The sequence below is a fragment of the Sphingopyxis sp. H053 genome, from assembly GCF_001468225.1.
Taxonomy (GTDB): Bacteria; Pseudomonadota; Alphaproteobacteria; order Sphingomonadales; family Sphingomonadaceae; genus Sphingopyxis.
The window spans coordinates 200522-227077 of sequence record NZ_LNRU01000005.1; the positions used below are offsets into that span (position 1 = coordinate 200522).

Annotated in this window: 32 protein-coding genes and 1 tRNA gene; 11 read left to right on the forward strand and 22 right to left on the reverse strand. The window is 64.3% G+C overall.

Annotation, left to right across the window (positions count from 1 at the left end; all coding sequences use genetic code 11):
• Nucleotides 1-194 precede the first annotated feature (194 nt).
• The 4 genes from ATE70_RS11275 to ATE70_RS11290 form a co-directional block, all read right to left on the reverse strand.
• Complete coding sequence (locus ATE70_RS11275) at nt 195-1013, reverse strand: response regulator (RefSeq protein WP_082639405.1); 819 nt, start codon at nt 1011-1013, stop codon at nt 195-197.
• Between the two features lie 98 nt (nt 1014-1111).
• A complete protein-coding gene (locus ATE70_RS11280) occupies nt 1112-2053 on the reverse strand; it encodes a sensor histidine kinase (RefSeq protein ID WP_082639407.1) in 942 nt (313 codons plus the stop codon).
• 103 nt (nt 2054-2156) lie between these two features.
• Nucleotides 2157-2834, reverse strand: a complete 678-nt coding sequence (locus tag ATE70_RS11285; RefSeq protein WP_058538005.1) for a winged helix-turn-helix domain-containing protein — start codon at nt 2832-2834, stop codon at nt 2157-2159.
• A 284-nt stretch (nt 2835-3118) separates the two neighbouring features.
• Nucleotides 3119-3211, reverse strand: a tRNA-Ser gene (locus ATE70_RS11290).
• Between the two features lie 243 nt (nt 3212-3454).
• On the opposite strand from ATE70_RS11290, the gene ATE70_RS11295 reads away from it, so the two are divergent.
• Together ATE70_RS11295 and ATE70_RS11300 are read left to right on the forward strand one after the other, a co-directional pair.
• Complete coding sequence (locus ATE70_RS11295) at nt 3455-4228, forward strand: DUF1134 domain-containing protein (RefSeq protein ID WP_058538222.1); 774 nt, start codon at nt 3455-3457, stop codon at nt 4226-4228.
• A gap of 104 nt (nt 4229-4332) precedes the next feature.
• Nucleotides 4333-4710: a RidA family protein gene (locus ATE70_RS11300; protein ID WP_058538006.1), complete on the forward strand. Its 378-nt coding sequence runs from the start codon at nt 4333-4335 to the stop codon at nt 4708-4710.
• Here ATE70_RS11300 and ATE70_RS11305 read toward each other — a convergent pair.
• From ATE70_RS11305 to petA, 4 genes are read right to left on the reverse strand one after another with little or no spacing between them, the layout of a single operon-like run.
• Nucleotides 4707-5261, reverse strand: a complete 555-nt coding sequence (locus tag ATE70_RS11305; protein ID WP_058538007.1) for an adenine phosphoribosyltransferase — start codon at nt 5259-5261, stop codon at nt 4707-4709. The genes ATE70_RS11300 and ATE70_RS11305 overlap by 4 nt on opposite strands.
• A 23-nt stretch (nt 5262-5284) precedes the next feature.
• Nucleotides 5285-6097, reverse strand: coding sequence for a cytochrome c1 (locus ATE70_RS11310; protein ID WP_058538008.1), 813 nt, complete (start codon nt 6095-6097; stop codon nt 5285-5287).
• Between the two features lie 31 nt (nt 6098-6128).
• Entirely contained in the window at nt 6129-7415 is a 1287-nt protein-coding gene (locus tag ATE70_RS11315; RefSeq protein ID WP_058538009.1) for a cytochrome b, read from the reverse strand.
• Between the two features lie 13 nt (nt 7416-7428).
• On the reverse strand, nt 7429-7986 hold the full coding sequence (petA, locus tag ATE70_RS11320) for a ubiquinol-cytochrome c reductase iron-sulfur subunit (protein ID WP_056374353.1): 558 nt from the start codon (nt 7984-7986) through the stop codon (nt 7429-7431).
• Nucleotides 7987-8208: 222 nt separating this feature from the next.
• On the opposite strand from petA, the gene ATE70_RS11325 reads away from it, so the two are divergent.
• Both ATE70_RS11325 and hemF read left to right on the forward strand, forming a co-directional pair.
• Nucleotides 8209-8667, forward strand: coding sequence for a tRNA (cytidine(34)-2'-O)-methyltransferase (locus ATE70_RS11325; RefSeq protein WP_056374350.1), 459 nt, complete (start codon nt 8209-8211; stop codon nt 8665-8667).
• Nucleotides 8664-9524 (forward strand): oxygen-dependent coproporphyrinogen oxidase, encoded by an 861-nt coding sequence (gene hemF / locus ATE70_RS11330; protein ID WP_058538010.1) that lies wholly within the window; start codon nt 8664-8666, stop codon nt 9522-9524. The genes ATE70_RS11325 and hemF overlap by 4 nt, the downstream gene beginning before the upstream one ends.
• A gap of 57 nt (nt 9525-9581) precedes the next feature.
• Here the strand turns inward: hemF and ATE70_RS11335 are convergent, their stop codons facing one another.
• Together ATE70_RS11335 and ATE70_RS11340 are read right to left on the reverse strand one after the other, a co-directional pair.
• Entirely contained in the window at nt 9582-10463 is an 882-nt protein-coding gene (locus ATE70_RS11335) for a hypothetical protein (RefSeq protein ID WP_058538011.1), read from the reverse strand.
• Nucleotides 10464-10572: 109 nt separating this feature from the next.
• Complete coding sequence (locus ATE70_RS11340) at nt 10573-11310, reverse strand: glycerophosphoryl diester phosphodiesterase membrane domain-containing protein (protein WP_058538012.1); 738 nt, start codon at nt 11308-11310, stop codon at nt 10573-10575.
• A 133-nt stretch (nt 11311-11443) separates the two neighbouring features.
• Here ATE70_RS11340 and lipB point away from each other — a divergent pair, with 133 nt between their 5' ends.
• Together lipB and ATE70_RS11350 are read left to right on the forward strand one after the other, a co-directional pair.
• A complete protein-coding gene (gene lipB / locus ATE70_RS11345) occupies nt 11444-12097 on the forward strand; it encodes a lipoyl(octanoyl) transferase LipB (protein ID WP_058538013.1) in 654 nt (217 codons plus the stop codon).
• A gap of 9 nt (nt 12098-12106) precedes the next feature.
• The gene (locus tag ATE70_RS11350) at nt 12107-12451 is read left to right on the forward strand and encodes a hypothetical protein (protein WP_058538014.1); all 345 of its coding nucleotides are present in this window, start codon (nt 12107-12109) and stop codon (nt 12449-12451) included.
• A gap of 3 nt (nt 12452-12454) precedes the next feature.
• Here ATE70_RS11350 and queE read toward each other — a convergent pair whose 3' ends face one another.
• The 8 genes from queE to ATE70_RS11390 form a co-directional block, all read right to left on the reverse strand.
• The gene (gene queE / locus ATE70_RS11355) at nt 12455-13087 is read right to left on the reverse strand and encodes a 7-carboxy-7-deazaguanine synthase (protein ID WP_058538015.1); all 633 of its coding nucleotides are present in this window, start codon (nt 13085-13087) and stop codon (nt 12455-12457) included.
• A 4-nt stretch (nt 13088-13091) separates the two neighbouring features.
• Nucleotides 13092-13775 carry a 7-cyano-7-deazaguanine synthase QueC gene (gene queC, locus ATE70_RS11360; RefSeq protein WP_058538016.1) on the reverse strand — a complete coding sequence of 228 codons (684 nt, stop codon included), beginning with the start codon at nt 13773-13775 and terminating at the stop codon, nt 13092-13094.
• Nucleotides 13776-13950: 175 nt separating this feature from the next.
• Complete coding sequence (locus ATE70_RS11365; RefSeq protein ID WP_058538017.1) at nt 13951-14328, reverse strand: hypothetical protein; 378 nt, start codon at nt 14326-14328, stop codon at nt 13951-13953.
• 167 nt (nt 14329-14495) lie between these two features.
• Complete coding sequence (gene hslO, locus ATE70_RS11370; RefSeq protein WP_231732644.1) at nt 14496-15419, reverse strand: Hsp33 family molecular chaperone HslO; 924 nt, start codon at nt 15417-15419, stop codon at nt 14496-14498.
• 10 nt (nt 15420-15429) lie between these two features.
• Nucleotides 15430-16356 (reverse strand): ornithine carbamoyltransferase, encoded by a 927-nt coding sequence (gene argF / locus ATE70_RS11375; protein WP_058538224.1) that lies wholly within the window; start codon nt 16354-16356, stop codon nt 15430-15432.
• 28 nt (nt 16357-16384) lie between these two features.
• The gene (locus tag ATE70_RS11380; RefSeq protein ID WP_058538018.1) at nt 16385-17572 is read right to left on the reverse strand and encodes an aspartate aminotransferase family protein; all 1188 of its coding nucleotides are present in this window, start codon (nt 17570-17572) and stop codon (nt 16385-16387) included.
• A gap of 148 nt (nt 17573-17720) precedes the next feature.
• A complete protein-coding gene (locus tag ATE70_RS11385; RefSeq protein ID WP_058538019.1) occupies nt 17721-18707 on the reverse strand; it encodes an LLM class flavin-dependent oxidoreductase in 987 nt (328 codons plus the stop codon).
• A gap of 67 nt (nt 18708-18774) precedes the next feature.
• Entirely contained in the window at nt 18775-19236 is a 462-nt protein-coding gene (locus ATE70_RS11390; protein WP_231732643.1) for an Lrp/AsnC family transcriptional regulator, read from the reverse strand.
• A gap of 64 nt (nt 19237-19300) precedes the next feature.
• On the opposite strand from ATE70_RS11390, the gene ATE70_RS11395 reads away from it, so the two are divergent.
• Nucleotides 19301-19891 (forward strand): LysE family translocator, encoded by a 591-nt coding sequence (locus ATE70_RS11395; protein WP_058538020.1) that lies wholly within the window; start codon nt 19301-19303, stop codon nt 19889-19891.
• A 63-nt stretch (nt 19892-19954) separates the two neighbouring features.
• Nucleotides 19955-20971 carry an aldo/keto reductase gene (locus tag ATE70_RS11400; protein ID WP_058538021.1) on the forward strand — a complete coding sequence of 339 codons (1017 nt, stop codon included), beginning with the start codon at nt 19955-19957 and terminating at the stop codon, nt 20969-20971.
• Here the strand turns inward: ATE70_RS11400 and ATE70_RS11405 are convergent.
• Nucleotides 20956-21525, reverse strand: coding sequence for a hypothetical protein (locus ATE70_RS11405; RefSeq protein ID WP_058538022.1), 570 nt, complete (start codon nt 21523-21525; stop codon nt 20956-20958). The genes ATE70_RS11400 and ATE70_RS11405 overlap by 16 nt on opposite strands.
• 47 nt (nt 21526-21572) lie before the next feature.
• On the opposite strand from ATE70_RS11405, the gene ATE70_RS11410 reads away from it, so the two are divergent.
• Both ATE70_RS11410 and ATE70_RS11415 read left to right on the forward strand, forming a co-directional pair.
• Nucleotides 21573-22040 (forward strand): DUF411 domain-containing protein, encoded by a 468-nt coding sequence (locus ATE70_RS11410; RefSeq protein WP_058538023.1) that lies wholly within the window; start codon nt 21573-21575, stop codon nt 22038-22040.
• A gap of 15 nt (nt 22041-22055) precedes the next feature.
• A complete protein-coding gene (locus ATE70_RS11415) occupies nt 22056-22631 on the forward strand; it encodes a winged helix DNA-binding protein (RefSeq protein WP_058538024.1) in 576 nt (191 codons plus the stop codon).
• Between the two features lie 5 nt (nt 22632-22636).
• Here the strand turns inward: ATE70_RS11415 and ATE70_RS11420 are convergent, their stop codons facing one another.
• Both ATE70_RS11420 and ATE70_RS11425 read right to left on the reverse strand, forming a co-directional pair.
• The gene (locus ATE70_RS11420; protein WP_058538025.1) at nt 22637-23509 is read right to left on the reverse strand and encodes a dienelactone hydrolase family protein; all 873 of its coding nucleotides are present in this window, start codon (nt 23507-23509) and stop codon (nt 22637-22639) included.
• Nucleotides 23510-23788: 279 nt separating this feature from the next.
• On the reverse strand, nt 23789-24478 hold the full coding sequence (locus ATE70_RS11425) for an HAD family hydrolase (protein WP_058538026.1): 690 nt from the start codon (nt 24476-24478) through the stop codon (nt 23789-23791).
• Nucleotides 24479-24517: 39 nt separating this feature from the next.
• Here ATE70_RS11425 and ATE70_RS11430 point away from each other — a divergent pair, with 39 nt between their 5' ends.
• On the forward strand, nt 24518-24706 hold the full coding sequence (locus tag ATE70_RS11430) for a hypothetical protein (protein ID WP_058538027.1): 189 nt from the start codon (nt 24518-24520) through the stop codon (nt 24704-24706).
• Nucleotides 24707-24718: 12 nt separating this feature from the next.
• On the opposite strand, the gene glmS is transcribed toward ATE70_RS11430, so the two are convergent.
• Nucleotides 24719-26542 (reverse strand): glutamine--fructose-6-phosphate transaminase (isomerizing), encoded by a 1824-nt coding sequence (gene glmS, locus ATE70_RS11435; RefSeq protein WP_058538028.1) that lies wholly within the window; start codon nt 26540-26542, stop codon nt 24719-24721.
• Nucleotides 26543-26556 lie beyond the last annotated feature (14 nt).

A 26556-nucleotide genomic window follows, 5' to 3' on the forward strand; every position in this document is an offset into this window, starting at 1 on the left:
TACGTTCCCGCCGTTCTATATTCACGCGCTCTATTACGATGTCACAATCTATATAGTACTTTTTATATATAGGTGACGATCGGGCAAGGGGCAGGCCAAGGAGGGCCCTTTGCAGGCTGGCAAGGCAAAAGACGGAAGGGAAGCTGATTTGGGGCGGGCGCGAAAATGGCCCGCGAATGGCGATGAAACGCCGCTTAGCGCCTGTACGAGATTTGGGAAACCCCGTTAAAATTACGCTGCAACATCGGCCTTCCGCGCTTCTCTTCGAGAAGGCCGGGTAGATATGTCTCATCCGCGCTGTCATTGAATGCCCGCGCCTGCATCACGGCGACCGCGCTGACCCGGTTGTGTACACCCAGCATACGAAATGCGGCGGCGATATGAACCTTCACCGTTCCCTCGGCGATGCACAGAAGCCGCGCGATTTCCTTGTTCGACCGCCCGGCGGCGAGGAGGTTCAGAACCTCGAATTGACGCCCGGTCAGCGCCGTCTCGTGCGCGGCGCCATCCTCATCGGCGAGGCTCGCCTTCCGGGCATTCAAATCGGACAGGAAAGGCGGAACATATATCTGCCCCGCCAGCACCTTTCTTAATGCGTCCGCCATCTCGTGGACCGGAAAATCCTTTGGGATATAGCCGTGGACGCCGGCCGCCAGCGCGTCGAGCACCATCTCGCGGTCGCGGGACGCAGTCACGACGACGACGCGGACATTGGGATATTTAACGCGCAGATCGCGCAAGCCTTCGCGCTTGTGCATCCCCGGCAGGCCGAGATCGATCGTCACAAGATCGATCGATCGCCGCGCCGCCATTCGTGTGATGACAGACGGAAAGTCCCAGGCTTCGATCAGATTGGGCAGGCCGAGATTTCGCGCGAAAAGTGTAGTCAATCCTTCGCGGCAAAGCGGATGACTATCCGCAACCAAAATCTCACCTGTTGCATTCGTCACGGATTTGCCCCCCACGGGTACTTGCCTAGGCACGCGCCGACAAACATACGCCCGCTTGACCATTTCCCGCCGCCGCGACCCGAGCGAGAAGGCACTCTTTTTGTTATGAAACGAATCGGTCCTGTTAAGATTATGCGCCTAAGCTGACGCCAACCTGACGGTTAACTTAGCTGACGATCAGATTGTTCACCAATTTGGTGGGCGCCTTGAAATAACAGGCCAATTTCTTTTCGGTGAGGATTGGTAATCAGCCTGGCATGGTGGATTTCGGCAATTCGCGCCACGATCGCGAGGCCCAGGCCCGCCCCGCCGGCGTTCGCATGATCGGCGCGAGCGAAGCGCTGGCTGAGCGCGGCAAGGTCGGCAGCCGACAAGCCAGCCCCCTCGTCCCTGACACAAATGCGGGCATCCGGGCCGACCGCGATCACGACCGTTCCGCCCTCGGGGGTCACGCGCAGCGCATTCTCCACCAGGTTCGACACCGCCGCCGCGAGCGTTTCCCTGATTCCGGAAACCATGGGTTCGCCCTCGACCGCCAACGCGACGTGCCTGCCCTGCTCGGCCGCCAGCGGGGCAAAGCGGTTGGTCACGTCCATCGCCACATCGGAAAGCGAAACGACATCGTGGGAGACGGGGCGCGCCACATGCGCTTCCACCTGCGCCATCATCATGATCTGACCGACAAGCCGCTTCATCGCGGCAACGTCCTTCTTGAGCCTGAGCGCGTCGGGCGAGCCTAGCCGGTCCAGCTCGATCATCAGGATCGCCAGCGGCGTCCGCAGTTCGTGGGCGACATTGGCGGCAAAGGCCTCGCGCTGCTCCGCGACGTCGTCGAGGCGTGCCAGCAGATCGTTCAGCGCGCGCGCAAAGGGCTGGGTCTCGAGCGGAAATTCCTCAAGATTGACACGGAAGCCGCGGTCGGTGCCCACCACCGAATCCATGCGGGCAGCCGCCGTGCCCAGCGGGGCGAGCGATGTCCGGATGACCCACCTGACCGCGAAAAACATCGGCACCATAAGCAGGAGGAGCGGCAGGACGACATGTTCAGCGATTTCAAGCCATTCGCCGCGCCAGCCATCCGATGCCGACTTTTGCTCGAGCATGACCTCGACATCGAAACTGACGAAAATGATCAGCGCCAGACCGCCAAACGCGCCCGTCCATGCCAGGCCGCGCGTCAGGCGGCGCGATACGGAATGCGGCGCTTTAATCCCCGTAGTCCCGGAGCAGATAGCCCATTCCGCGGACGGTCACGAGCCGGTCGGGATGATCGGCATCGCTGAGCTTATGGCGAAGCCGGGACACAATGGCCTCGACCGCATTGGGCGTCACCGGTTCGTCGAACCGGTACAGCGCTTCTTCGATGGTCGATCGGCGCACGACCGCTCCGGCCCGCCGGATCAGCAGTTCCAGCAAGTCGGCTTCGCGGCGGGTCAGTTCGATGGCGTTGTCGCCGCTCCGCGCCGTCCGCGCCGCCACGTCGAACGCCAGCTTCCCAGCCCTGATGATCGGCAGGCTGCGCGCTCCCGGCCGGCGCAGAAGCGCGCGAAGGCGCGCGGCGAGTTCCTCGATTTCGACAGGTTTGACCAGATAGTCATCCGCCCCGCCATCAAGACCGGCGACCCGATCCCCCATTCCGTCGCGCGCTGTCAGGATCAGGACGGGCGGCAGGGGGTGGCCCGGCCGGTCGCGGCGCAACCATTCGAGCCCGTCACCATCGGGTAGCCCGAGGTCCAGAATAATCGCATCATATGTCACGCTGGCAAGAGCGACCTCGGCTTCGTCGAGATTCCCGACGCCGTCCCCGCTGAATCCATGCTGAGCCAGGCCATGCGAAACGAGCCCCGCCAGGCGATCGTTGTCCTCTATGATCAGGACGCGCATGTCGCACCAATTGGCAGCGGAGCCCCCCACGGTCATCGCCAGGCACGCCCCCAAAACAAACCCCCGCATCAAGGGAAGCTGTTGCCGGTCCGGTGAGTATGAACTCATTATTCACGAAATCAAGAAGGCCGGGATTCGCATCCTCGGTGCAGTTGGCAGGAACCCCGCCGATCAAACCGCGAATGCCGCGCCTTCCGCGAACCGGAATTATCCGATTACCGGAACTAACCGTAACAAGTTGGCACGGAGGCCCCCAATTAATCGGATTAGAATTAGGAAAATAGTGGCGGAGACGGAGGGATTCGAACCCTCGGTACCGGATTTACCAGTACGACGGTTTAGCAAACCGTTGGTTTCAGCCACTCACCCACGTCTCCGCATGGCCTGTCGCGCTAACGACAGTCTGGCCTAGGCGGGTCGCTATAGCCATGCACTTCGCACCCCGCAACGGCAAAGATTGTGCAATTTTGGGGTCGAAGCAGGCATTTCGTCGCCCGGATGATTCGGTCCGGCGTAAATTCGACTCAAGTCATCGCCGGTTCATTGCCCGCAGCCGAAAGCGAGTCATGATTAACGCAGATTTCGGCGCGCGTGCGTCACTCGATCTTTGGGGGTCCAATATGCGGAAAACGTTCACCAGCCTTGCCTTGGCAGCAATGGCATCGCTCGGCCTTGCGCTGACGCCGCTTCCGGCAGCCGCGCAGATGCGCGAAGTCGATCCCAATAACACGGCGATCGATTCCGATCTCGACAACCCGGCGCCGCCACCGGTATCGAGCGATTCGACGGCCGGCACATCCTACGACAGCGACCTTGCCACCGGCGACCAGCAGACCAGCGAGACGCCGCCCGTGGACGGCGCCGCGGCCGGCGCCGACGTTTCGGCGGCGACCGTCGTGGCGGCACCCGGCTCGACCTACAAGAAGGACGATCTGATCGGCGCCGCCGAAGGCGTGTTCGGCAAGGGCGCGCAAGGCCTTGCCGGGCTGATCGAGGATATTTTGAAGAAGCAGGGCGAACCCAACGCCTATATCGTCGGGCGCGAGGCCGGCGGCGCGCTCGTGCTCGGCGTGCGCTATGGCTCGGGCACGCTGCATCACAAGGTCGAGGGCGAGCTGCCCGCTTACTGGACCGGCCCGTCGATCGGGTTCGACGCCGGCGCCAATGCCGGCAACACCTTTGTCCTCGTCTATAACCTGTTCGACAGCGAGGATCTGTACAAGCGCTATCCCGCGGGTGAAGGCGCCGCCTATCTGGTCGGCGGCTTCAACGCGAGCTATATGCGCCGCGGCGACGTCGTCCTGATCCCGATCCGCGTCGGCGTCGGCGCGCGGCTTGGCGTGAACGCCGGCTATATGAAGTTCCGCAAAAAACAGAACTGGGTGCCCTTTTAAGAACAACCCGCTTGCCACGGGGGCGACAGCCCGCGCTTCGGCGCGGGCTTTTTCTTTGCGCCGATGATAGGGCGTGGTCGCAGCTGATCGGGAGGATCGACGACATGACAACGCAACCTGCTGGCGGCCCGCATTATTCACCCTTCGCGGTCGGTGGCGGCCTCATTTTCGTGTCCGGGCAGCTGCCGCTGCTGCCGGGCCGCGATACGTCGCTGGCCGATGCCCCCTTCAGAGCGCAGGCGGAACAGACGCTCCAAAACCTGAAATCCGTCCTTCAGGACGCTGGCACGGATCTGACGCGGGTGATCAAGACGACCGTCTATCTCGGCGACATGGCCGACTGGGACGAACTGGATGCGGTTTATGGCCAGTTTTTCGGGGCGACGCGCCCCGCGCGAAGCGTGGTCCCCACCGGCCCTCTGCATTTCGGCTTTCGGATCGAAATCGAAGCTATCGCCCTGGCGGCAAAGGGCGCCGCTTAGTCGCCGTCGAACGCGATCAGCGTCTCGCAGGTCAGACCCGCAGCCTCGAGCCGCCGTGATCCGCCCAGATCGGGCAGATCGATCACGAATAGTGCCGCCGCAACCTCAGCGCCGACGCTCCGCATCAACGCGGCGGTCGCGAGGATCGTGCCGCCGGTCGCCAGCAGGTCGTCGACAAGGACGACGCGGTGGCCGGGCAGCACCGCACCTTCGTGGAGTTCGAGGCGATCGACGCCATATTCGAGTTCATAGTCGACGCCGATGGTGACGCCGGGGAGCTTGCCCGCCTTGCGCACGGGAACGACGCCAAGCCCCATCGCGGTCGCCATAGCCGCGCCGAACAGGAACCCGCGCGCCTCGACCGCGACGATGAAATCGGGCCGATGGATCGTGGCGAGCGCGCTCAGTCGGCGCACGCTTTCGGCGAAACCAGCGGCGTCGCCGATCAGCGTCGTGATATCGCGGAATTGAATGCCCGGCTTTGGAAAGTCCGGGATGGTGCGGACGAGCGACGCGAGGTCGAGGTCCGGCTGGGGCGGGAGGGCGATCATGTTGGCCGCCCTCCCCTACGCCCTCAATGTTTCTTGTCGGCCCAGATGTTCCGGTACGACAGGTACGTCAGCACGGTGAAGATCAGCAGGAAGAAGAAGACTGCATAACCCACCTGGATGCGCTTGATCAGCTTCGGCTCGGCCGTCCAGACGAGGAACGCCGTGACGTCCTTCGACATCTGGTCGACGGTCGCCTTGGTGCCATCGGCATATGTGACCTGGTTCGGAGCCAGCGGCGGGGCCATCGCGAGGTTGAGGTTCGCGAAATAGGGGTTGTAGTGCAGCCCCGTGCCCGGCTTCAGTTCTGCCGGCAGATTCTTCGGTGGGTTCTGGAAGCCCGTCAGCAGCGAATAGACATAATCCTTGCCGCCTTCGCGCGCCTTGGTGATCAGCGAGAGATCGGGCGGCAGCGCGTTGTTGTTCGCGGCGCGCGCGGCGACTTCGTTCGCATAGGGCGACGGGAAATAATCCGACGGCAGGCCATCGCGCGTCGCCGGTTCACCCGTGTCGGGGTTGACCGACGGAACCTGGAAGCCCTTGGCGAAGGTCTTGATCTGGCCTTCGGTGTAGCCGAGGTCCGCAATGTCGCGGAAGGCGACAAGATGCAGGCTGTGGCAGGCCGAGCAGACTTCCTTGTACACCTGCATCCCGCGCTGCAACTGCGCCTTGTCCCAATGCGGCAGGACGATGCCATCGCTGGCCAGCTTCAGATGCCGGGGGTGTTTGTGAAACTCGTGCGCAACATTGGCTTCATTGCTGAGCGGCGTCGTGAAGATCGCGAGCACCAGCGCGGTAATGAAACCGAGGCCGACGAGAAAACCGAGCGGACGAACCATGGCTGTATCAGCTCCTATTAAAGTCCGGCGCTCAGGCCGTTGCCGAAGCCGACGAGGTGTCGGTGGCGTGTTTGGCGAGGACCGCTTCGGTGATCGAATTCGGCATCGGCAGCGGGCGTTCGATCCGCGACACGATCGGCAGGATCACCAGGAAGTGGGCGAAGTAATAGATCGCGCCCAGCTGGCTGAGGATCACCCACGGCTGTTCCGCCGGCTGCATGCCGCACCAGCCGAGAAGCAGCACGTCGACGACGAGGATCCAGAAGAAGATGCGGTACAGCGGACGATAGTTCGACGACTTGATCGGCGAGCTGTCGAGCCAGGGCAGGAAGAACAGCAGCGCGATCGAAGCGAACATCGCGATGACGCCCCACAGCTTCGCGTCGATCCACAGGAAGTTGAAGGTGAACGCCTTCAGGATCGCGTAGAAGGGCAGGAAGTACCATTCGGGAACGATATGCGCCGGGGTCGAAAGCGAGTTCGCCGGGATATAATTGTCCGCATGGCCGAGCGTGTTCGGGCTGAAGAAGGTCAGCGCGACGAAGATCAGCAGGAAGATGCCGACGCCGAAGCCGTCCTTCGCGGTGTAATAGGGGTGGAACGGGACGGTGTCCTGTTCGTCCTTCACCTCGATGCCCGTCGGGTTCGACGAACCCGGGATGTGCAGCGCCCAGATGTGCAGGATGATGACACCCAGGATCACGAACGGCAGCAGATAGTGCAGCGAGAAGAAGCGGTTGAGCGTGGCGTTGTCGGGGACGAAGCCGCCGAGCAGCCATTCGCGCACCGGTTCGCCGACGATCGGTATCGCCGAGAAGAAGCCGGTGATCACCTGCGCGCCCCAGAAGCTCATCTGGCCCCACGGAAGCACATAGCCCATGAAGGCTGTCGCCATCATGAGGAGGAAGATCACGACGCCGAGCAGCCACACCATTTCGCGCGGCGCCTTGTACGAACCGTAATAGAGGCCGCGGAAGATGTGCAGATAGACGACGATGAAGAACATGCTCGCGCCGTTCATATGCGCGTAGCGGATGAACCAGCCGGCGTTCACGTCGCGCATGATATGCTCGACCGAATTGAACGCGACGCTCGCGTTCGCGGCATAGTGCATCGCCAGAACGATACCGGTGATGATCTGGATCATCAGCGCGGCGCCGGCGAGGACGCCGAAGTTCCAGAAATAGTTGAGATTGCGCGGGACCGGATAGCCGGGGCCCGTGGCGTTATAGACGAGGCGCGGAATCGGCAGCTTCTCGTCCATCCACTTCATCAGCGGATGCGTCGGCTCATAGGGCTTGGCCCAGGGAAAGCTCATCTTATCTCGCTCCTCAGCCGATCGTCACGACGGTGTCGCTGTTGAATTCATAGGGCGGCACAACCAGATTCTTGGGTGCCGGCCCCTTACGGATGCGCGCCGCGGTGTCATAGTGCGAACCGTGGCACGGGCAGAAATAACCGCCGAAATCGCCTTTGTTCTCGCCCTCGGCCGCACCGAGCGGCACGCAACCGAGGTGCGTGCAGACGCCCAGCGTGATCAGCCAGTTTTCCTTGCCGGGCTTGGTGCGCTGGTCGATCGTTTCAGGATCGCGCAGGTCGCCCAGCGGAACCGCCTTGGCTTCGGCGATCTCCTTGGCGACGAGGTTGCGCACGAACACCGGCTGCTTGCGCCAGCTGGTCTTGATCGCCTGGCCAGGCTGGATCGCCGAAATGTCGATTTCGGTCGTCGACAGCGCGAGCACGTCGGCCGACGGGTTCATCTGGTTGAGCAGCGGCAGCACCACGGCGACCGCACCGACACCAGCGAAACTCACCGCCGCAATATTGATGAAATCCCGGCGGCGTACGCCATCCTCGATACCGGCGTTGAGTTCAGATTCACTGGCCATTCGACTGCCCTTGCATGGGTGAACTAACAAAAGTTCTCGAAGTTATGGCCGCCCTGTTGCACGCGCACGAAAGCGCACAACCCGGCGGCCCCTCCGGGAATTGCGGGCCTGATAGCCGCACTGTCCGGGCTTGCCAACAGGCAATTTCCGCATAACGCACTGTACCAAGCGACGGCCGCCAAGCCTCTCGATTCCCGGCGCCTTCGCCTTTATGGGGGCACCATGGAAATCGCCCTGTTTCAGCCGGACATCGCCGGTAATGTCGGCACCATATTGCGCACCGCCGCCTGCTTCGGCGCGCCCGCGCATATCATCGAGCCATGCGGATTCCCGTTTGGCGACGCCGCGCTGAAGCGCGCGGGAATGGATTATGCGGTGCGCGCCAATGTGCGCCGGCACGCCGATTGGAATGACTTCATGCACTGGCGCGCCGAGGCGGCTCGGAGGCTCGTACTGTTGACCACCGCGGGGGCGACGCCCCTGCCCGCCTTTACGTTCGAGCCCGGCGACCTGCTGTTGCTCGGCGCCGAATCCTCGGGCGTGCCGCCTTATGTCCATGATGCGGCCACGGCACGGGTCGCAATTCCCATGCGTGAGGGCTTTCGCTCCTTGAATGTCGCGGTCGCGGCTGGCATCGCGCTCGCCGAAGCGCTCAGGCAAACGAAAGGCTTTCCGGCATGATCTCGCTCGACCCGCAGCAACAGACGGCACGTAACTGGTTCGAATCGCTCCGCGACCGGATCTGCGCCGAATTCGAGAAGATCGAGGCCGAGGCCGGCAGCGACGCGCGCTTTGCCTATACGCCGTGGGACCGCGAGGCCGATGGGCTGGCGCCGGGCGAAGGCGGCGGCGGCGTGCGCGGCGTGATGACGGGCAAAGTGTTCGAAAAGGTCGGCGTCAACGTATCGACCGTCGCGGGCGAGTTTGCCCCCGACTTTGCCGGGTCGATCCATGGCGCGGGCGAAGACCCGAGCTTCTTCGCGACCGGAATCAGCCTTGTCGCGCATATGGCGAACCCGCACGTTCCCGCGGTGCATATGAACACGCGCTTCCTTGCGACGACAAAGCGCTGGTTCGGCGGCGGCGCCGATCTCAACCCGCCGATTCCCTATGCCGAGGACACCGACGCCTTTCACGCGCGGCTGCGCGCCGCCTGCGCGCCCTTTGGCCCCGACGTTTACGAACGTTACGCCAAATGGGCCGAGGATTATTTCTATATCCCGCATCGCGGCGTCCATCGCGGCGTCGGCGGGATTTTCTACGACCATCTCGAATGCGGCGACGATGCCGAGTTCGACCGAAACTTCCAGCTGACGCAGGCGGTCGGTGAAGCCTTTCTCGACATCTTCCCGCAGATCGTGCGGCGCCGGATGGGCCTGCCCTTTACCGAGGCCGAGCGCGAGGAACAGCTCATCTGGCGCGGGCGTTATGCCGAATTCAACCTCGTCTATGACCGCGGAACTTTGTTCGGCCTGAAGACCGGGGGCAATATCGACGCGATCCTGATGAGCCTGCCGCCGCTCGCCAAATGGAACTGACATAGAAAAGGGCGCCCCGTTGCCGGAGGCGCCCTTTCTAATTTCCGTTGGCGCAGATCAGGCGAAAACGTCCCCCGATGCGCGCGGTGAGAGGGCGCGATAAACGCCGACCGGCATCGAGAAGGAAATCATGATGACCGGCAGGTAGACGACCGCGGCCATGACGATCATCGTCAAAATCGCGCCCACCGCCGAACCGCCGAGAATCGCGCCCAGAACGCCGCCGAAGATCAGGCCCGCGATCATTGCATAGATGAATATGCCGATCGTGAAGAGCAGATAGAAGCCGACGATCGTCCACTGCGAGGGACCCGTCAGCCGCCACGATTCACCGAGGCCCGTCACCGGATTGCGCGTCAGCTGATTGGCCATGACAGGACCGGCAACCAGAAAACGCCCCTGCACCCACAGCAGGAAAACGATCATCGCGACGTAGAGGATGATCATCAGGAAGATCGCGCCGCCGCCGATCGCGCCCGCCCCGCCCGATTCCAGCGCCGCCGGGGAGAAAGCCCCCATGCCGCCGAGTGCCGCGCCGAAAATCAGCGTCAGGACGAACATGATGATGAAGATGACGATATAGGCGGCGATCATCACTACGAACATGCCAAAGGCCAGCGCCGGCCCGGCCTGAAACGCCCAGGCGAAATTCGGCGCCTCTCCGGGATACATGCCGCCGCGCCAGATGAGCATCGAAACGCCGTAAAAAATCACAGCCGCGACCAGCGCGAAAAGAGCAATCTTGCCGAACGCGCCCATCACGAGCGACGGGTCGTTGGGCGCCAGCGCCATTGCCGAGAAAGTCGATCCAAGGAGCAGATAACCGAGCAGACCGACGACGAGCAGCGCCCCGCCCATCCAGATCAGCATCTGCATCCAATTCGCCTTTAGAAACGCGAAGGTTTCCGAGAAGGCTGCTCCGATACTCATTTTCGTCATGTCACTTCCCCCTGTTTTTAAACCAGACACTCACTCCATCCAAGGCGGGCAAAAGCCTGACCGGCTTCGCCCATTTGCGACACATCATTCTTATTGGCGGTGACCCGCATCACTTGAACACATCGGACGATGCAAGCTGGCGATAGGCAGCCGCCGAAACGGCAATCGACGCCAGGCTGCCGACGGCGCTGAAAACAGCTTCGATGAAGCCGCCCAGCATCCGCCCGAACCCCGGTTCGCTTCCCGCGATGACCGAGACGATGCCCCCGATGATCAACGCCGCGATCACGATCACCAGCGCGACGAGGAACAGGAAAAAGAAGATCGCCCAACCATTGCCTCGCGTGAGGTCCCAGCTCGTCCGGATCGCTTCGAAGGGGTTGTAGAGGCTGCGGTCGGCGACGGCCGGCGCGACCAGCGCGAGACGCCCGACCAGATAGAGGCCCGGGACGAGAAGGAGGAGAAAACCCAGGCCGATCGCGATGCCGCATACTATCTGGATCGCGATCATCGTCGGGAAGACCATGAGCGCGAAGGTCAGCGCCTCGCCGACGCTGGTCCCGGTCCGCGACAGCCACAGCCGCAGGATTCCCGCCGTGCCGATGAGCGCAGATAGCGCGATCGCCAGTTGTCCCGGAATCATCTGGCGAAAGCTTTCGCGAAACGTCTCCATGACCTGATTGAAGTCAGCGCCCGCCGCGGGCTCGATCGGCACCGGGCCGAACCATGCGACCGCGAGCGCCGGCAGGAACAGGAAAACGCCGGCGATCGTGCCGACCAGCGCCGTGTGCGACTTCAGAAGTTGCAGCGTGTCGTCCCACGCGGCGCCCATGTCGAATTTTACCATTGATACCCCGTCATTTTTTCGATTTCCCAGTTGCGGCGAAGGTGACGATCTTCGGCGCTCCTGTCCACCCCTGTCGGCAAGCGCTACGGAGGGTCTTGCGCGAGGCGCCGCGGCGCGCCAGATAGCCCGCGCAATGCCCCCCCTTTCCCCGCCCGAATGGACCATCAGTCCCGGCCTGACCGATTATGATGCGGCGCTCGCCGATATGGAGACGCGCGCCGCCGCGATCCATGCCGGCGAGGCGGGCGAGCGCATCTGGCTGATCGAGCATCCACCGCTTTATACCGCGGGAACGAGCGCCGATCCCGCCGAGCTGCTCAATCCGCAATTTCCGGTTTATGATGCCGGGCGTGGCGGCCGCTACACCTATCATGGCCCGGGCCAGCGCGTCGGCTATGTCCAGCTCGACCTGACGAAACGCGGGCGCGACGTGCGGGCCTATGTCTCCGCGCTCGAAGGCTGGGTGATCGACGCGCTCGCGCTGCTCGGCGTCGAGGCGCGCCGTGCCGAGGGGCGCATCGGCATCTGGACCGACGACGCCGACGGCCGCGAGGCCAAGATCGGGGCGATCGGGGTGCGCGTGAAGCGGTGGGTGACGATGCACGGCTTTTCGCTCAACGTCGCGCCCGATCTTGCGCATTTCGGCGGCATCGTGCCGTGCGGCATCGCCGAATTTCCGGTGACGAGCCTCGCCGCGCTGGGCCGGGCCGCATCCTTTGCCGAGGTCGACGCGGCGCTTGTGCAAACGTTTCCCGCCTTTCTCGACAAGCTTTCGCCGAAGGACTAGGAACGCCGCATGACCCGCACCCTTCTCGCATCGCTCTCCCTGCTCGCGCTCGCTGCCTGTGGCGGCGGCGACACCGCCGGCAAGTCGACGACCAAGCTCGACGCGGTCGAGGTCCAGCCCGGATCGGTGAGCGATTCGATGATCATCCTCGACGACGCGGTCAGCGATGGCACGGCGGTCGACAACAGCGTTCCCGACGACGGCACGAAAAAGGATGCGGCGAAGACCGACGAAGCGGATACTGCAGATGAGGCGGCGCCCGCAAGCGAAGCCGACGACGATCCCGATGCGGTCGACATGCCCGTCGCGAAAAAGGCGATCACCGCCGATCCCGCCGCGAAAAAGGGCGAATAAACCCTAACGCAGCCCCAGATTTTTGTGCGTCTGCAGCGACAGGCGCCAGCGCGGATCGTCCATCACCAGATCGATGCACGCCTGCACATTGGCGGCGGCGTGCGGATCGTCGAGCGGCTGGACAAGCAGATGCTTGAAATCGAGCGTCGCAAGCCGCGCGACATCGCTGCCCGGTTGCGGCCAGACGAGTTTCAATTCGTCGCCGCTCGTTTGCACCAGATCACTGCCCGCCTTAGGGCTGACGCAGATCCAGTCGATGCTGCGCGGGACCGGGAAGGTGCCGTTGCTTTCGATCGCGATCGTGAAGCCGCGCTCGTGCAGCGCGTCGATCAGCGCCGCGTCGACCTGCAGCATCGGCTCGCCGCCGGTGAGCACGACATAGCGGTCATCGCGGCCCTGCCCCCAGCTTTCGGCGATGACATCGGCCAGCGCGCCCGCCGTTTTATATTTTCCGCCCAACGTCCCGTCGGTGCCAACGAAATCGGTGTCGCAGAACTGGCAGACCGCCTTGGCGCGATCCTTCTCGCGCCCCGTCCACAGATTGCAGCCGGCAAAGCGGCAGAAGACGGCACGGCGCCCTGCCTGCGCACCCTCACCCTGCAGGGTAAGGAAAATCTCTTTGACGGCGTAGGTCATCGGCTCAGGCGTAGCGCGTCGGGTCGGCTAGACCCGCGTCGGCGAAGCCCTTGGACCGCAAGCGGCAACTGTCGCACGCGCCGCAATGCAGCCCCTCGGGCGTCGGGTCGTAGCACGACCAGCTCATCCCCGCGTCCATGCCCAGCCGCGCCGCTTCGGCGGCGATATCGGCCTTGGTCATATGCTGAAGCGGCGCGTGGATGTGAAAATCAACGCCCTTATCGCCATCGCGCGTCGCGAGCGCGGCGAGCTTTTCGAACCCCTGGATGAATTCGGGACGGCAGTCGGGATAGCCCGAATAGTCGAGCGCATTGACCCCGATGACGATGTCCTGCGCAGCCCGTGCTTCGGCGAGGCCGAGCGTCAGCGACAGGAAGATGAGGTTGCGCGCGGGGACATAGGTGATCGGGACATCGTCGCTAACACCATCCTTCGGCACGTCGATATCGGCGGTGAGCGCCGAGCCGCCGAAGCGGCGAAGGTCGAGCGGCAGCACGATATGTTCGGCCGCGCCGACATAGTTCGCGATGCGCGTCGCCGATTCCAGTTCGACGCGGTGGCGCTGATTATAATCGATCGTGAGCGCGACGATCCGCGCGCCCGCTTCGCGCGCGAGGCCCGCGCAGACCATCGAGTCGAGGCCGCCCGACAGGAGGACGATCACCGTTTTTCCGGAAACTTGCTGCATTGGCGCCAGATAGGCCCGCGCCGCGGGGCGCGCAAGTGCTGCGCCGCATCAAAGAAAATGGGCCGCTTGGCACTTGCCGCACGGCCCAGTTCGGCATGACAGCCGTTAGGGAGAAGGGCACTCATGAAGAAGCCCTGCACCTCGTTTAACGCCGCATGGTTAATATTTCGTTCGCTCAGCAGCCGCCAGCGCGGCGCGCCTCGATCGCCTGCGAAAACGGCCTGCCCTCGGCAATGCCCTGCGTGTCGATCTGGACCAGCCGGTTCGTCTCGCTGCGGATGCTCGTGCGGCCATGCCCTGCGCCGGGGCAGGTATAATGGACGGTCACCGAATTCGGCGTGTCTTCGATGACATAGCGCGAACAGGTCGAGCGTGGATGCTGGATCTGGATCATCCGCCGCGCGTCGCCGACGCAAATCGTCTGCAACACGTCGTCCTTGCCGCGTTCGCGAAGCTGCCAGCTGCCTTTTTCGAGGCGGTCGAGCATCGCCAGCGAAGGCGCCTGCGCCGGCACGGCGCTCGCGGCGGCGCAGCCGAGCGCAAGGAGAGACATTCGCAATGTGGGAGAGAAGATCGCCATTCCACCTGTTCCATTGGCCGCCCGCGAGCGAGCGAATATGCGACCCTGTTCCCTTATAGCTAGCAAGCCGGGGATGCGTTTTCAACCACTTGGCGCCGAATTACCTCGCTTCGTCGCCGAAATTCGCGGAAATTCCATCGCTATTCCGCGCGATTGTGAGCCGAGATTTCATCGAGCGGGATCGGAAAGAAGCGCGAACAAAAGGCGCAGTCGACGACGATCCGGCCATTTTCATCGGCCATGTCGGCACGCTCGGCCTCCGGAAACTGCGCGAGCACCCCGGCGAAATAACCGGGGCTGCACCGGCATCCGCGCGACACCCCGATGCCCGGCTCGACGCGCACCTCATCCTCGTGGAACAGCCGCCACGCGAGCGTCTCGAGCGACGTCGCCGGATCGGTGAGTTCCTCGTCCTTCAGCGTCGCCGCGATGGTCTTGGCATGCTCCCATTCGGCATTGTCGTGGCGCACGTGCAACCGGTCGCGGCCGACTTCGCCCTCGGGCAGATGCTGCAAGAGCAGCCCGCCGGCGAGGCAGCCCGCCTCGGGATCGTGGCGCGCGGCGAGCTTGATCAGGCTCGGGATCTGCTCGGACTGTTCGAAATAATGCTCGGCCGCCTCACCGATCGACGCACCCTCGAGCGGGACGATGCCCTGATAGCGCTCGGCGGTCGTCGCCTGGTCGAAGGTGATCGCAAGAAAGCCTTCGCCGAACAGCGCGAACAAGGTCGGGTCGGAGCCGACCTCGGCTAGCCGCTCGGCATCGAATTTCAGGTAACCGCGCAGTTCGCCGCCGCGATAGTCGCAGACGAGCAGCTCAATGGGGCCGCCGCCGGTCTGCGCCTGCAGCGTCATCTGGCCATTTTCGTCCTTGAGCGTCGAGCCGAGCAGCACGGTGAGCACCAGCGCCTCCGCGAGCAGCTTTTCGGCCACCGGCGGGTAATTATGCGCCCCCATGATCGCCTGGAGCGTCGGCCCGAGCCGCACCAGTCGCCCGCGCACATGGCGCTCGGCGATCGTGAACAGCAGGGGCTGGTCGAACCAGGTTTCGATGATGTCACTCACGTCTTCGAACTCACAATTTTTCGAGCGCCCAGAGCAGGATCGACTTCTGCGCATGGACGCGATTTTCGGCTTCGTCCCAGACGCGCGACTGCGGGCCGTCGATCACCGCATCGACAACCTCGTCGCCGCGATGCGCGGGAAGGCAGTGGAGGAAGATCGCGTCGTCCTTCGCACCCGTCATCAGCCGTTCGTCGACCTGATAGGGCGCCATCGCCGCGATCTTGTTGTGCGCGTGATCCTGCCCCATCGACACCCAGGTGTCGGTGACGACCAGATCGGCGCCCGCCACCGCCTCGCGCGCGTCGCGCACGATGTCGATACGCGAACCCTTGGCGCGCGCGGCTTCGACAAAGTCCGGATCGGGATCATAGCCCTGCGGAACGCCGGCGCGGACGTGGAAACCGAACAGTCCCGCCGCCTCGATCAGCGAGGAGAGGACATTGTTGCCGTCGCCAAGCCATGCGAGTTCGAGCCCCGGCAACGCCTTGCCGCTTTCGACGACCGTCAGCAGGTCGGCGACGATCTGGCACGGATGCGACAGGTCGGTCAGGCCGTTGATCACCGGCACGCTCGCATATTCGGCAAGCTCTTCGACTTTCGCATGATCGTCGGTGCGGATCATGATCGCGTCGGCGTAACGCGACAGTACGCGCGCGGTGTCGGCGATCGTCTCGCCGCGCCCGAGCTGCGTCACGCCCGCGTCCATGATCATCGGCGTGCCGCCGAGCTGGCGGATCGCGATGTCGAACGAGGCGCGGGTGCGCGTTGAATTCTTCTCGAACACCATCGCGAGCACATGATCCGCGAGCGGCGCATCGGCATCGACCTTGCCCTTTGGCCAGCCGGCGCGCGCCGCTTTGCGGTCGATCGCGTCGGCGAGCATCGCGGCGACCGCGTCCCCGCCCGCGTCGGACAGGTTCAGGAAGTGCCGCATTATGCCCTCCGTTCTACAGGAACGGAAAACATCAGGACTCGGGCGGCGTGTAGCTCGCCGCGCCCGCTGACAGTTTCTCGATGAATTCGGCGATATGGCTGTCGTCGATGTTGAGTGGCGGCAGCACGCGGACGACATTCTCGCCCGCCGCAACGGTCAGCAGCCCGTGATTGTCGCGCAGGTGCGCCACGAACGCGCGGCTGTCCGAGCTGAGTTTCAGCCCGAGCATCAGGCCGACGCCGCGGACGCTGTCGAACAGCTGGTCGTGATTGGGGATGAGCTGTTCGAGCGCCCCGCGGAGGCGCTCGCCGGTTGCCTTGACCGACGCGAGGAAGCCGTCTTCGAGCACGACGTCGAGCACCGCCTGCCCCGCCGCGCACGCGAGCGGGTTGCCGCCGTAGGTCGAGCCGTGGGTGCCGATCACCATACCGCGCGCGGCTTTTTCGGTCGCGAGACACGCGCCCATCGGGAAACCGCCGCCGATGCCCTTGGCGCTCGCGAGGATGTCAGGGACGACGCCATAATGTTCATAGGCATAGAGCGCGCCGGTGCGCGCGACGCCGCACTGGACTTCGTCGAACACGAGCATCAGATCGCGCTTGTCGCAGATGTCGCGCAGCGCCTGCAGGAAGGGCTGCGACGCCGGGCGGATGCCGCCCTCGCCCTGGATCGGCTCGACGAGGAAGCCCGCGGTGTTGTCGTCGACCAGATCGAGCGCGGCGTTGATGTCGTCGAACGGCGCATAGGCGAAGCCTGGCAGCAGCGGATCGAAACCCTTGCGCAGCTTTTCCTGATTGGTCGCCGAGATCGTGCCGAGCGTGCGCCCGTGGAAGGCGTTGTTGAAGGTGATCAGATTATGCTTTTCGGCGTTCCCCGCGCTCGAATGATAGGCGCGCGCAGTCTTGATCGCACATTCGACCGCCTCGGCGCCCGAATTGGTCAGGAAGACCGTGTCGGCGAAGGTGTTCTCGACGAGGCGCGCGGCATAGGCTTCGCCCTGCGGGCTGCCGTAGAGGTTCGACACGTGCATCAGCGTCGCGGCCTGATCCTGAATTGCCTTCGTCAGATGCGGGTGGCCATGACCGAGCAGGTTGACTGCGATGCCGCTCGCGAAGTCGAGATAGCGCTCGCCTCGCTCGCCGATCAGATAGGCGCCCTCGCCGCGAACCGGACGCACACCGCAGCGGGGGTATACGGGCATCAGCGGCGTGATCGTCATGGCAGGCACCTTTCAGTCAAAAGTAAAAAGGCGACCCTTCTGCGGGCCGCCCTTGGTCGGGCCGCTCCTATACTGCCGCAGTCCGAGGGACGTCAACATTGGGGGTCGCACTTGCTCCTCCCTGTCGCGCAGCGATGCGGAGGATCTATCAGAGCGACTTGCCCGCCTCCATCGTCAGCGCGAGCGAATGTTTGCGCGCATCATGGTCGTACATCGACGACGCGATGATCACCTCGTCGACGCCGGTGCGCGCGATGAAAGTTTTCAGCCCCGCCGCGATATCGTCGGCGGTGCCGACCGCCGAACATTGCAGCACATGATCGAGGATCGCGCGCGCATTCGGCGGCAGGCTGTCCTTATAGCCCTCCAATGGCGGCTGCATCTTGCCCGGATTGCCGGTGCGCAGCGCAACGAACGCCTGCTGCTGCGACGAGGCAAGCAGTTCGGCTTCCTCTCGGCTGTCGGCTGCGAAGGCGTTGAACGCTGCGGCGGCGTAGGGTTCGGCGAGCTGCGCCGACGGCTTGAACTGGCGGCGATAGATGTCGAGCGCCTCGTCGAGCGCGTCGGGCGCGAAATGGCTGGCGAAGGCATAGGGAAGCCCGAGCATCGCCGCGAGCTGCGCGCCGAAGGTGCTGGAGCCGAGTATCCACAGCGGGATATGTGTGCCCGCACCCGGAACCGCTGTGATACCCAGTTGCTCGTCACCGGCGAGGAAGGCCTGCAATTCCAGCACATCCTGCGGAAACTGGCGCTCGTCGCTGGCGAGCGTCCGGCGCAGGGCGCGCGCGACGCGCTGATCCGATCCCGGCGCGCGCCCCAGACCCAGGTCGATCCGGCCGGGGAACAAGGCTTCGAGCGTCCCGAACTGCTCGGCGATCACCATCGGGGCATGGTTGGGTAGCATGATGCCCGCCGAACCAATGCGAATGCTGTGGGTCGCGTGCCCGATATGCGCGAGCACGACCGAAGTCGCGGCGCTCGCGATCCCCGTCATGCCATGATGCTCGGCGACCCAATAGCGTCCGTACTCGAGCGCCTCGGCGTGGCGGGCGAGATCGGCGGCGTTGGCGAGCGATTGGGCAATCGTGCCGGTGTCGGTCACGGGCACGAGGTCGAGGAAAGAGAGTTTCGTCATGAAACCGATATGCGGTCGCGGGGACCGCGGTTCAAGCTCACCGCTTCGCGGGCATGGCGAAGAAAAACTATGCCCGCTCGTCCTTTGGCGAGTCCATCAGCACATAAGTGGTGATCGAGTGCACCTGCGGCAGCACGCCGAGCACTTCGGTGTGGAAATGCTTGTACGCCGCCAGATCCTCGGTCTCGACGCGCAGCAGATATTCGATCGTGCCGGTGATGTTGTGGCATTCGCGGACTTCGGGCGCGCCCGCCATCGCCGCCTCGAAATCGACCTGCGACTTTTTCGTGTGCGACGACAGGCCGACGGTCACATAGGCAAGGAAGGTCAATCCAAGCTTCGCCGGGTCGATCACCGCGCGATAGCCTTTGATCACCCCGCTGCGCTCAAGCTCCTGAACGCGGCGCAGGCAGGCCGACGGCGAAAGCCCGACGCGCTCGGCGAGTTCAAGGTTCGAGATTCGCCCGTCGAGTGACAGCTCGCGCAATATCTTGCGGCCAATGGTATCGATCTTGATCATAGATTGCATAATCTAGCTCGTAGCGGGCCACCTTTGCAATCCATCGCGCATCAAAACGCATTATGTTGCGTGCATGAACCAGACCACTCTCCTCGCGCTCTCCGCCTTCGCGCTCGTCTCGTCGATCACGCCGGGGCCGAACAATATGATGCTGATGGCATCGGGCGCCAATTTTGGGCTACGCCGGACGGTGCCGCACGCGCTGGGGGTGGGCATCGGCTTCACGCTGATGATCATACTGGTCGGGGTCGGGCTGATGGGTCTGTTCGACCTCTTCCCGATACTGGGCACCGTGCTGAAGGTGGTGAGCGTCGCCTATCTGCTCTGGCTCGCATGGAAGATCGCCAACGCCGCCGCGCCCGACACCGAAAGCGGCGCGCGCGGCAAGCCGATGACCTTCGTGCAGGCGATGCTGTTCCAGTGGGTGAACCCCAAAGCCTGGTCGATGGCGCTGACTGCGATCGCGCTTTACGCCCCCGACCGCAATCTCGGCGCGGTGCTGCTCGTCGCGGTCGTGTTCGGGATCATCAACCTGCCCTCGACCAGCCTGTGGGCGGTGATGGGCCAGGTGATGCGCAGCTGGCTGTCGAGCCCGGCGCGGCTCAAGGCGTTCAACTGGACGATGGCGGCGTTGCTCGTGGGGTCGCTCGCGCTACTGATCTGATTGCAAGGTTGCATCCCGCAACCTATGGACGGCGCTCCCCTCTTCTGACCGGAGAACAAGAGCATGCAGAGTCGTCGCCTCGGCAAGAGCGCCATCCATGTGTCCGACATCTGCATGGGGACGATGACCTTCGGCAGCCAGGCCGACGAGGCGACGGCGTTCCGCGTTCTCGACCGATGCTTCGATGCGGGGATCAATTTCTACGATACCGCCGAGGGCTATCCGGTGCCGCCCGACGTCAAATGGGTCGGGCGGACCGAGGAGATCGTCGGGCGCTGGATGAAGACCAAGCCGCGCGACGCGATCATCCTCGCGACGAAGGTGTCGGGGCCGAGCCATGTGTGGTTCCAGTCGCCGTGCCGCAGCGGGATGACCGCGCTCGACCGCAAGAATATCATGCAGGCGGTCGACGACAGCCTGACGCGGCTCCAGACCGACTATATCGACCTCTACCAGACGCACTGGCCCGACCATGACGCGCCCTATGACGAGATGATGGACGCGCTCGACGAGCTCGTCCGCGCCGGCAAGGTGCGCATTCTCGGCTGCTCGAACGAGACGAGCTGGGGGCTGATGAAATCGCTCGCGGCGTCGGACCGGCTCGGCGGCGCGCGCTACCACACGATCCAGAATAATTTCAGCCTCAACAACCGCCGCTTCGAAGACGAACTGGTGCAGGTGTGCCGGCAGGAAGGCGTGAGCCTGATCCCTTACTCGCCGCTCGCGGGCGGGGTTCTGTCAGGCAAATATCAGGGTGGCGCGACGCCCGAGGGCGCGCGTTTTTCGCGCTATCTGAAGATGGAGGGCCGGCAGGCTGCGATGGGTCGCCGCTTCGTCAACGACAAGAGCCTTGCTGCGACCGAGCGCTATCTGAAGATTGCGGAAGAAGCCGGGCTGCACCCGGTAACGATGGCGACCGCCTGGTCGAAGCAGCATGATTTCGTCGCCTCGACGATCGTCGGGGTCAGCGCTTATGATCAGGTCGATCCGATCCTCGACGCGATGGAACTTGTGCTGGCCGATGATGTGATGAAGGCGCTGTACAAGGTCAGCAAGGACATCCTCTACCCGATGGGCTGAACGGACGGCCATTCGAGGATCAGCGCCCCGCCGACGGGCAGCGCGCGCCATGCCTTCGAAAGCCGCTCGAACGTCTCGAATATTTGCGGCCGCGCGGTATCGATCCGCGCGCGCTCCTCGGGACTGAGGCCCGCCCGCGTCCGATCCGCCTCGCCGAGCGCCGCGCGCTGCGCCGCGCTGTCGGGGCGCAATTGGCTCCGCCACGCGACATCGAACAGGAACGCCGCGATTTCGGACAGCTCGCCATCGCGCCCCTGCCCCTCGATCAGCTTCCTTCCCTTCGCCGCCTGCTTGCGCGCCGCACGGCGATGCTCGCGGGCGTCGCCGCCCTCGGGGCCGCCGATGTGGAAGGATCCGGCGTTGCCCCCTGCGGCAATCTGGCCGAACACGCCGGCCTTGAGCCCCAGCGCCGCCTCGACGACGAAATGCACCATGTCGTGTGGCAGGTCGGGATCGAAACCCGGCGCCGGGTCCATCACCAGCACCGGCGCACCGGCACGCTCGATCCGCATGCTGTAACGGCGCTCGCCCGACCGGATGAAATGGACTTTCATGGGGTCAGCCTATAAGTTCGCGGCAACCTCTTCAAAAAGGATTTGCGATGACTCCTGCCCGCCGCGCGTTTTTCGCCCTCGCCGCTTTCTCCGCCGTGATCGGCACCGCGCACGCCGCGAACCCGACGATGTTTCGCGACGCGGGCTGCGGCTGCTGCCTCAAATGGCTCGAGCAGGTGAAAGCGTCGTTCGGACAGAAGGCGGTCGTGGTGAATTCGCCCGACATGAATGCGGTCAAGGACAAGCAGGGCGTGCCGCAGGCGCTGCGCAGCTGTCATACCGTGCTCGTCGGCGGCTATGTGATCGAAGGCCATGTGCCCGCGAAGGAAATCAGCCGATTGCTCCGCGAAAAACCCAAGGGCGTGAAAGGCCTCGCGGTCGCGGGCATGCCGACGGGATCGCCCGGCATGGAGCATGGCGACCACCGCGAAGCTTATAAGGTCATGACCTTCGGTCCCGGCGGCCAGCGCGTCTATGCGAGCTATGCCGCGAGCGGCGGCGCGCACGCGCACTGAGGCGCCGGCGGATCGATGCTGTTCCGCGCCATCCTTCTCGAACGCATCGGGACCCGCGAGGTGACGCTTGCCTTTCGGCGCTGGCGGCGTCCAACGGTCAAGGCCGGCGGGCGGCTGCGTACCGCGATCGGCGAGCTGGCGATCGAAAGCGTGACGCCCTGTGCGTCCACCGCGATTACCGAAGCCGAGGCGCGCGCGGCCGGGTTCGGGTCGCGCGCCGAATTGCTCGCCGAACTCGACGCGCGACCCGACGGCGACATCTATTGCATCGCCCTCCGTTTCGATCGGCCCGATCCGCGCATCGCGCTTCGCGAGGCCGGCGATCTTTCGGCGGACGAGGCGGCGTCGCTCGCGCAGCGGCTCGACCGGTTCGACCGGGGGGCCAGCCCGTGGACGCGGCCGGTCCTGCACCATATCGCCGCGCACGAAGGACAAGCGGCAGCCGACATCGCAAAGTCGCTCGGTGTCGAAAAGATGTGGCTCAAGCAGAATATCCGCAAGCTCAAGGAGCTTGGCCTGACCGAAAGTCTCGAGACCGGATATCGGCTGTCGCCGCGCGGCAGGGCGCTGCTCGACACCCTGCCCCGCTAGCGGCGTCAGGCGAGCTCGGCTTTGAACAACGCCAGCATCCGCGCCCACGCCTTTTCGGCCGCCGCCTCGTTGTAGGCGCGGCCGTCGGGCGGGCACCAGCCGTGCATCGCGCCTTCGTAAACCTCGACCTCGTGCCACTGCTTGCGCGGTTCGAGAACGGCCTTGAGCAGTATCTTCTCGTTCGGCGTTTCCTTGTCGTCGTTATCGGCGATCGCGAACAGGTAACCGGCGTTGGTTTTCGGAATCAGCAGGTGCGGGCTGTCGGGCTTGTCGGTGCCGACCCCGCCGCCATGGAAGCTGCCCGCCGCGCCGACGCGATCGGGCTTCAGCGCCGCGGTATAGATCGTCATCGCCCCGCCCATGCAATAGCCGGTCGTGCCGATCTTGCGCTTGGTATCGACCTCCTTCTGCGCATCGAGGAAAGCCAGATGCGCCTTGGCATCGGTTTCGACGATCGGGCGCGTCAGCAGCTTCAGGTAACCGAACAGTTTTTCGCGGATCGCCGGATCGTTGAAATCGCTCGTCGCGGTCACGACGGGCGACTTCTGCCAGCGGTAGAAGGGATTGACGCAGAGCACCGCATAGCCCTCGCCCGCCAGCCGGTCGGCCATCTGGCGAAAGGCGGGACGCAGCCCGCGAATGTCGGGCCAGATGAGCACGCCGGGATGCTTGCCGCTCGCGGGCGCGACGAAATAGGCGTCGCAGGTGCCATCGGCGGTCTTGATCTCGACATCGCGGCCCTTCACCGGCTTGCCCGCGATCGCACGCGCGGGCAGCGCCGCGATCAGCGCACCGGCACTAGCAAGCGCGGCAAAACTACGCCGCCCGACGGGCAATCCCGCGCGGTCGAGATCGGCTTCGGTGTTTTCGGTGCACATATCTCTCTCCTCGAAAGGCGTTTTGAAAAAATCGCGGAAAACTGCGTAACTTCACTCGCGATTGCATATTTCGTCCCGCGGTCGGGATCGAACCGGGCGCGAAGCTAATCCAGCGATCCAAAGTAGGACAGAGATTTTTGCAGCTTCAATCCTCCCTGCGGCGAAGCCATGGGGAGGGGGACCATCCAAAGGATGGTGGCGGGGCAGCGACGTCGCGCCATTGGCCCCTCCGTCAGCGCTTTGCGCTGCCACCTCCCCATGGCTTCGCCACAGGGAGGATCATTTGAGGTTGAGCGTCAGCGCTGCAACCTCGTCGAACGTCAGCGCCACATGATGCACGCCAACCTCTTGCAGCATCGCGCCATGGCCCGCGCGGTCGACGATATGCCCCGCGCCGCAAAAGCCGACGACGGTCATCCCCGCCGCAATCGCCGCCTGCGCGCCGGTCGGCGAATCCTCGATCGCTAGGCACGCGGCCGGATCGACGCCCAGCCCCTTCGCGGCGGCGAGATAGATATCGGGATGGGGCTTGCCGCGGTCCCAGTCGTCGGCGCTGTAGACATGTTCGCCGAAATGATGGCCGAGCCCGAACAGGCCGAGCGCCCAGCCGATATATTCGGCGCGGCTCGACGAGGCGATCGCGCGCGGCATGGAGCCCACGCTGCCGAGGAAATCCGCGACGCCCGGGACGGCATCGAACCCTTCCATATAACGCGCCCGTGCCCGCGCGCGGTGCGTCTCACGAAAGTCGACCGGCAGCGGACGCCCGTAACGCGCGACGATGCGCCGCTCGGTTTCCTGCCAGTTGTGGCCATAATAGTCGCGCAGGCATTCGTCATAGGTCGCGGGCATGCCGGCGGCGGTCAGGCTCTCCGCCAGCGACAGGTTGGCGCGCACCTCGCTGTCGGCGACGACGCCGTCGAAATCGAAGATGATCGCGGCGGGACGGGTCGATCTGATATTCTTCATATTTCCCGCCTAGAGCATCGGGGATCAGGAGACACCCCAATGAAATTCATTTCGCTCAAGTCGCGCGGCGGCAATTACCTCGTCGTCGCCGAAAATGTCGCCTGGCTCCGCGACTATGAAAATGGCCAGACGCAGGTCGGCATGGTCGGCGGCGCGCCCTTGCTCGTCGCCGGCAAGATCGACGAAATCGCCGCGTCGATTCTCGAGCAGGCTAATGCGGCGGAGTGATGGGCGGGCGCCCTACTCCACTGTAACCGACTTGGCCAGATTGCGCGGCTGATCGACATCGGTCCCCTTCGCCACGGCGACATGATAGGCCAGCAACTGCACCGGCACCGCATAGACGAGCGGCGCGATCAGCGGGTGGACCTTGGGCATTTCGATCGTCGCCATGCAGCCGTCGCCGGCTTCGGCGAGGCCCTCGGCGTCCGAAATCAGCACGACCTTGCCGCCGCGCGCCATGACTTCCTGCATGTTACTGACGGTCTTTTCGAACAGCGGGCCCGACGGGGCGAGGACGATCACCGGCACCGCCTCGTCGATCAGTGCGATCGGCCCGTGCTTCATCTCGCCCGAGGCGTAACCCTCGGCGTGGATGTACGAAATTTCCTTGAGCTTGAGCGCGCCTTCGAGCGCGAGCGGATAGTCGGGGCCGCGGCCGAGGTAGAGGACGTCGCGCGCGGGAGCGACGAGGTGCGCCATCTTGGAGATTTCCTCGTCGTGCGCGAGCGCCGCGTTGAGCGCGGCGGGCGCCTCGATCAGATGCTTGACGATCTCGCGCTCTTCAGCGGCGCTGAGCTTGCCTTTCTTGAGCGCGAGGTGCGCGGCGAGCGCGGCGAGCACCGCGAGCTGGCAGGTGAACGCCTTGGTCGACGCGACGCCGATTTCGGGCCCCGCGTGGGTTGGAAGCAGCAGATCGGCTTCGCGCGCCATGCTGCTCGTCGGCACGTTGACGACGACCGCGATCGTCTGCCCGTTCGCCTTGCAATGGCGGAGCGCTGCGAGCGTGTCGGCGGTCTCGCCCGACTGCGAGATGAAGAGCGCGAGCCCGCCGGGCTGGAGCACCGGGTCGCGGTAGCGGAATTCGGAGGCGACATCGATGTCGACCGGGACACGGGCAAAAGTCTCAAACCAATATTTCGCGACCATGCCGGCGTAAAAGCTGGTCCCGCACGCGACGATGGTGATGCGCTCGACCTTGGACAAGTCGAAGTCCATCTGCGGCAGCGCGACGGTCTGTTCGAGCGGGCGGATGTAGGAGGAGAGCGTCTGCGCGACCACCGTCGGCTGCTCGAAAATCTCCTTCTGCATGAAGTGGCGGTAATTGCCCTTCTCGACCGCCGCGGCGGTGACCCCCGAGGTGGTGATTTCGCGCGTCACCGGGTTGTTTGCGGCGTCGTAGATCTGCGCGCCGTCGCGGGTGATGACGACCCAGTCGCCTTCGTCGAGATAGGCGATCTTTTGCGTCAGCGGCGCGAGCGCGAGCGCGTCCGAGCCGAGATAGGTTTCGCCATCGCCATAGCCGACGACGAGCGGCGAGCCGAGGCGTGCGCCGATGAGCAGATCGGGATGCTGGCGGAAGGCGATCGCGAGCGCGAAGGCGCCGCGGAGCTGTGGAAGCACCGCCTTCACCGCCTCCTGCGGCGACAGGCCGGCTTCGATCTGTTCGCTGACGAGATGCGCAACAACCTCGGTATCGGTCTCGCTTTCGAACTTACGGCCGCGCGCCTGCAAGGCTTCGCGCAGCGGCTTGAAATTCTCGATGATCCCGTTGTGGACGAGCGCGACTTCGCCCGTCGCGTGCGGGTGCGCGTTGCTCGTGGTCGGCGCGCCGTGCGTCGCCCAGCGCGTGTGCGCGATGCCGACGGTGCCCGGCGCGGGATTGCCGGCGAGTTCCTTGACGAGATTGCCCAGCTTGCCCTCGGCGCGGCGGCGGATCAGCTGGCCGCCCTCGACCGTGCACACGCCCGCCGAGTCATAGCCGCGATATTCCATGCGCTTCAGCCCGTCGACCAGGCGGTCCGCCACCTGGGCCGTGCCGATGATTCCGATAATTCCGCACATGGGTAATTGCTTTC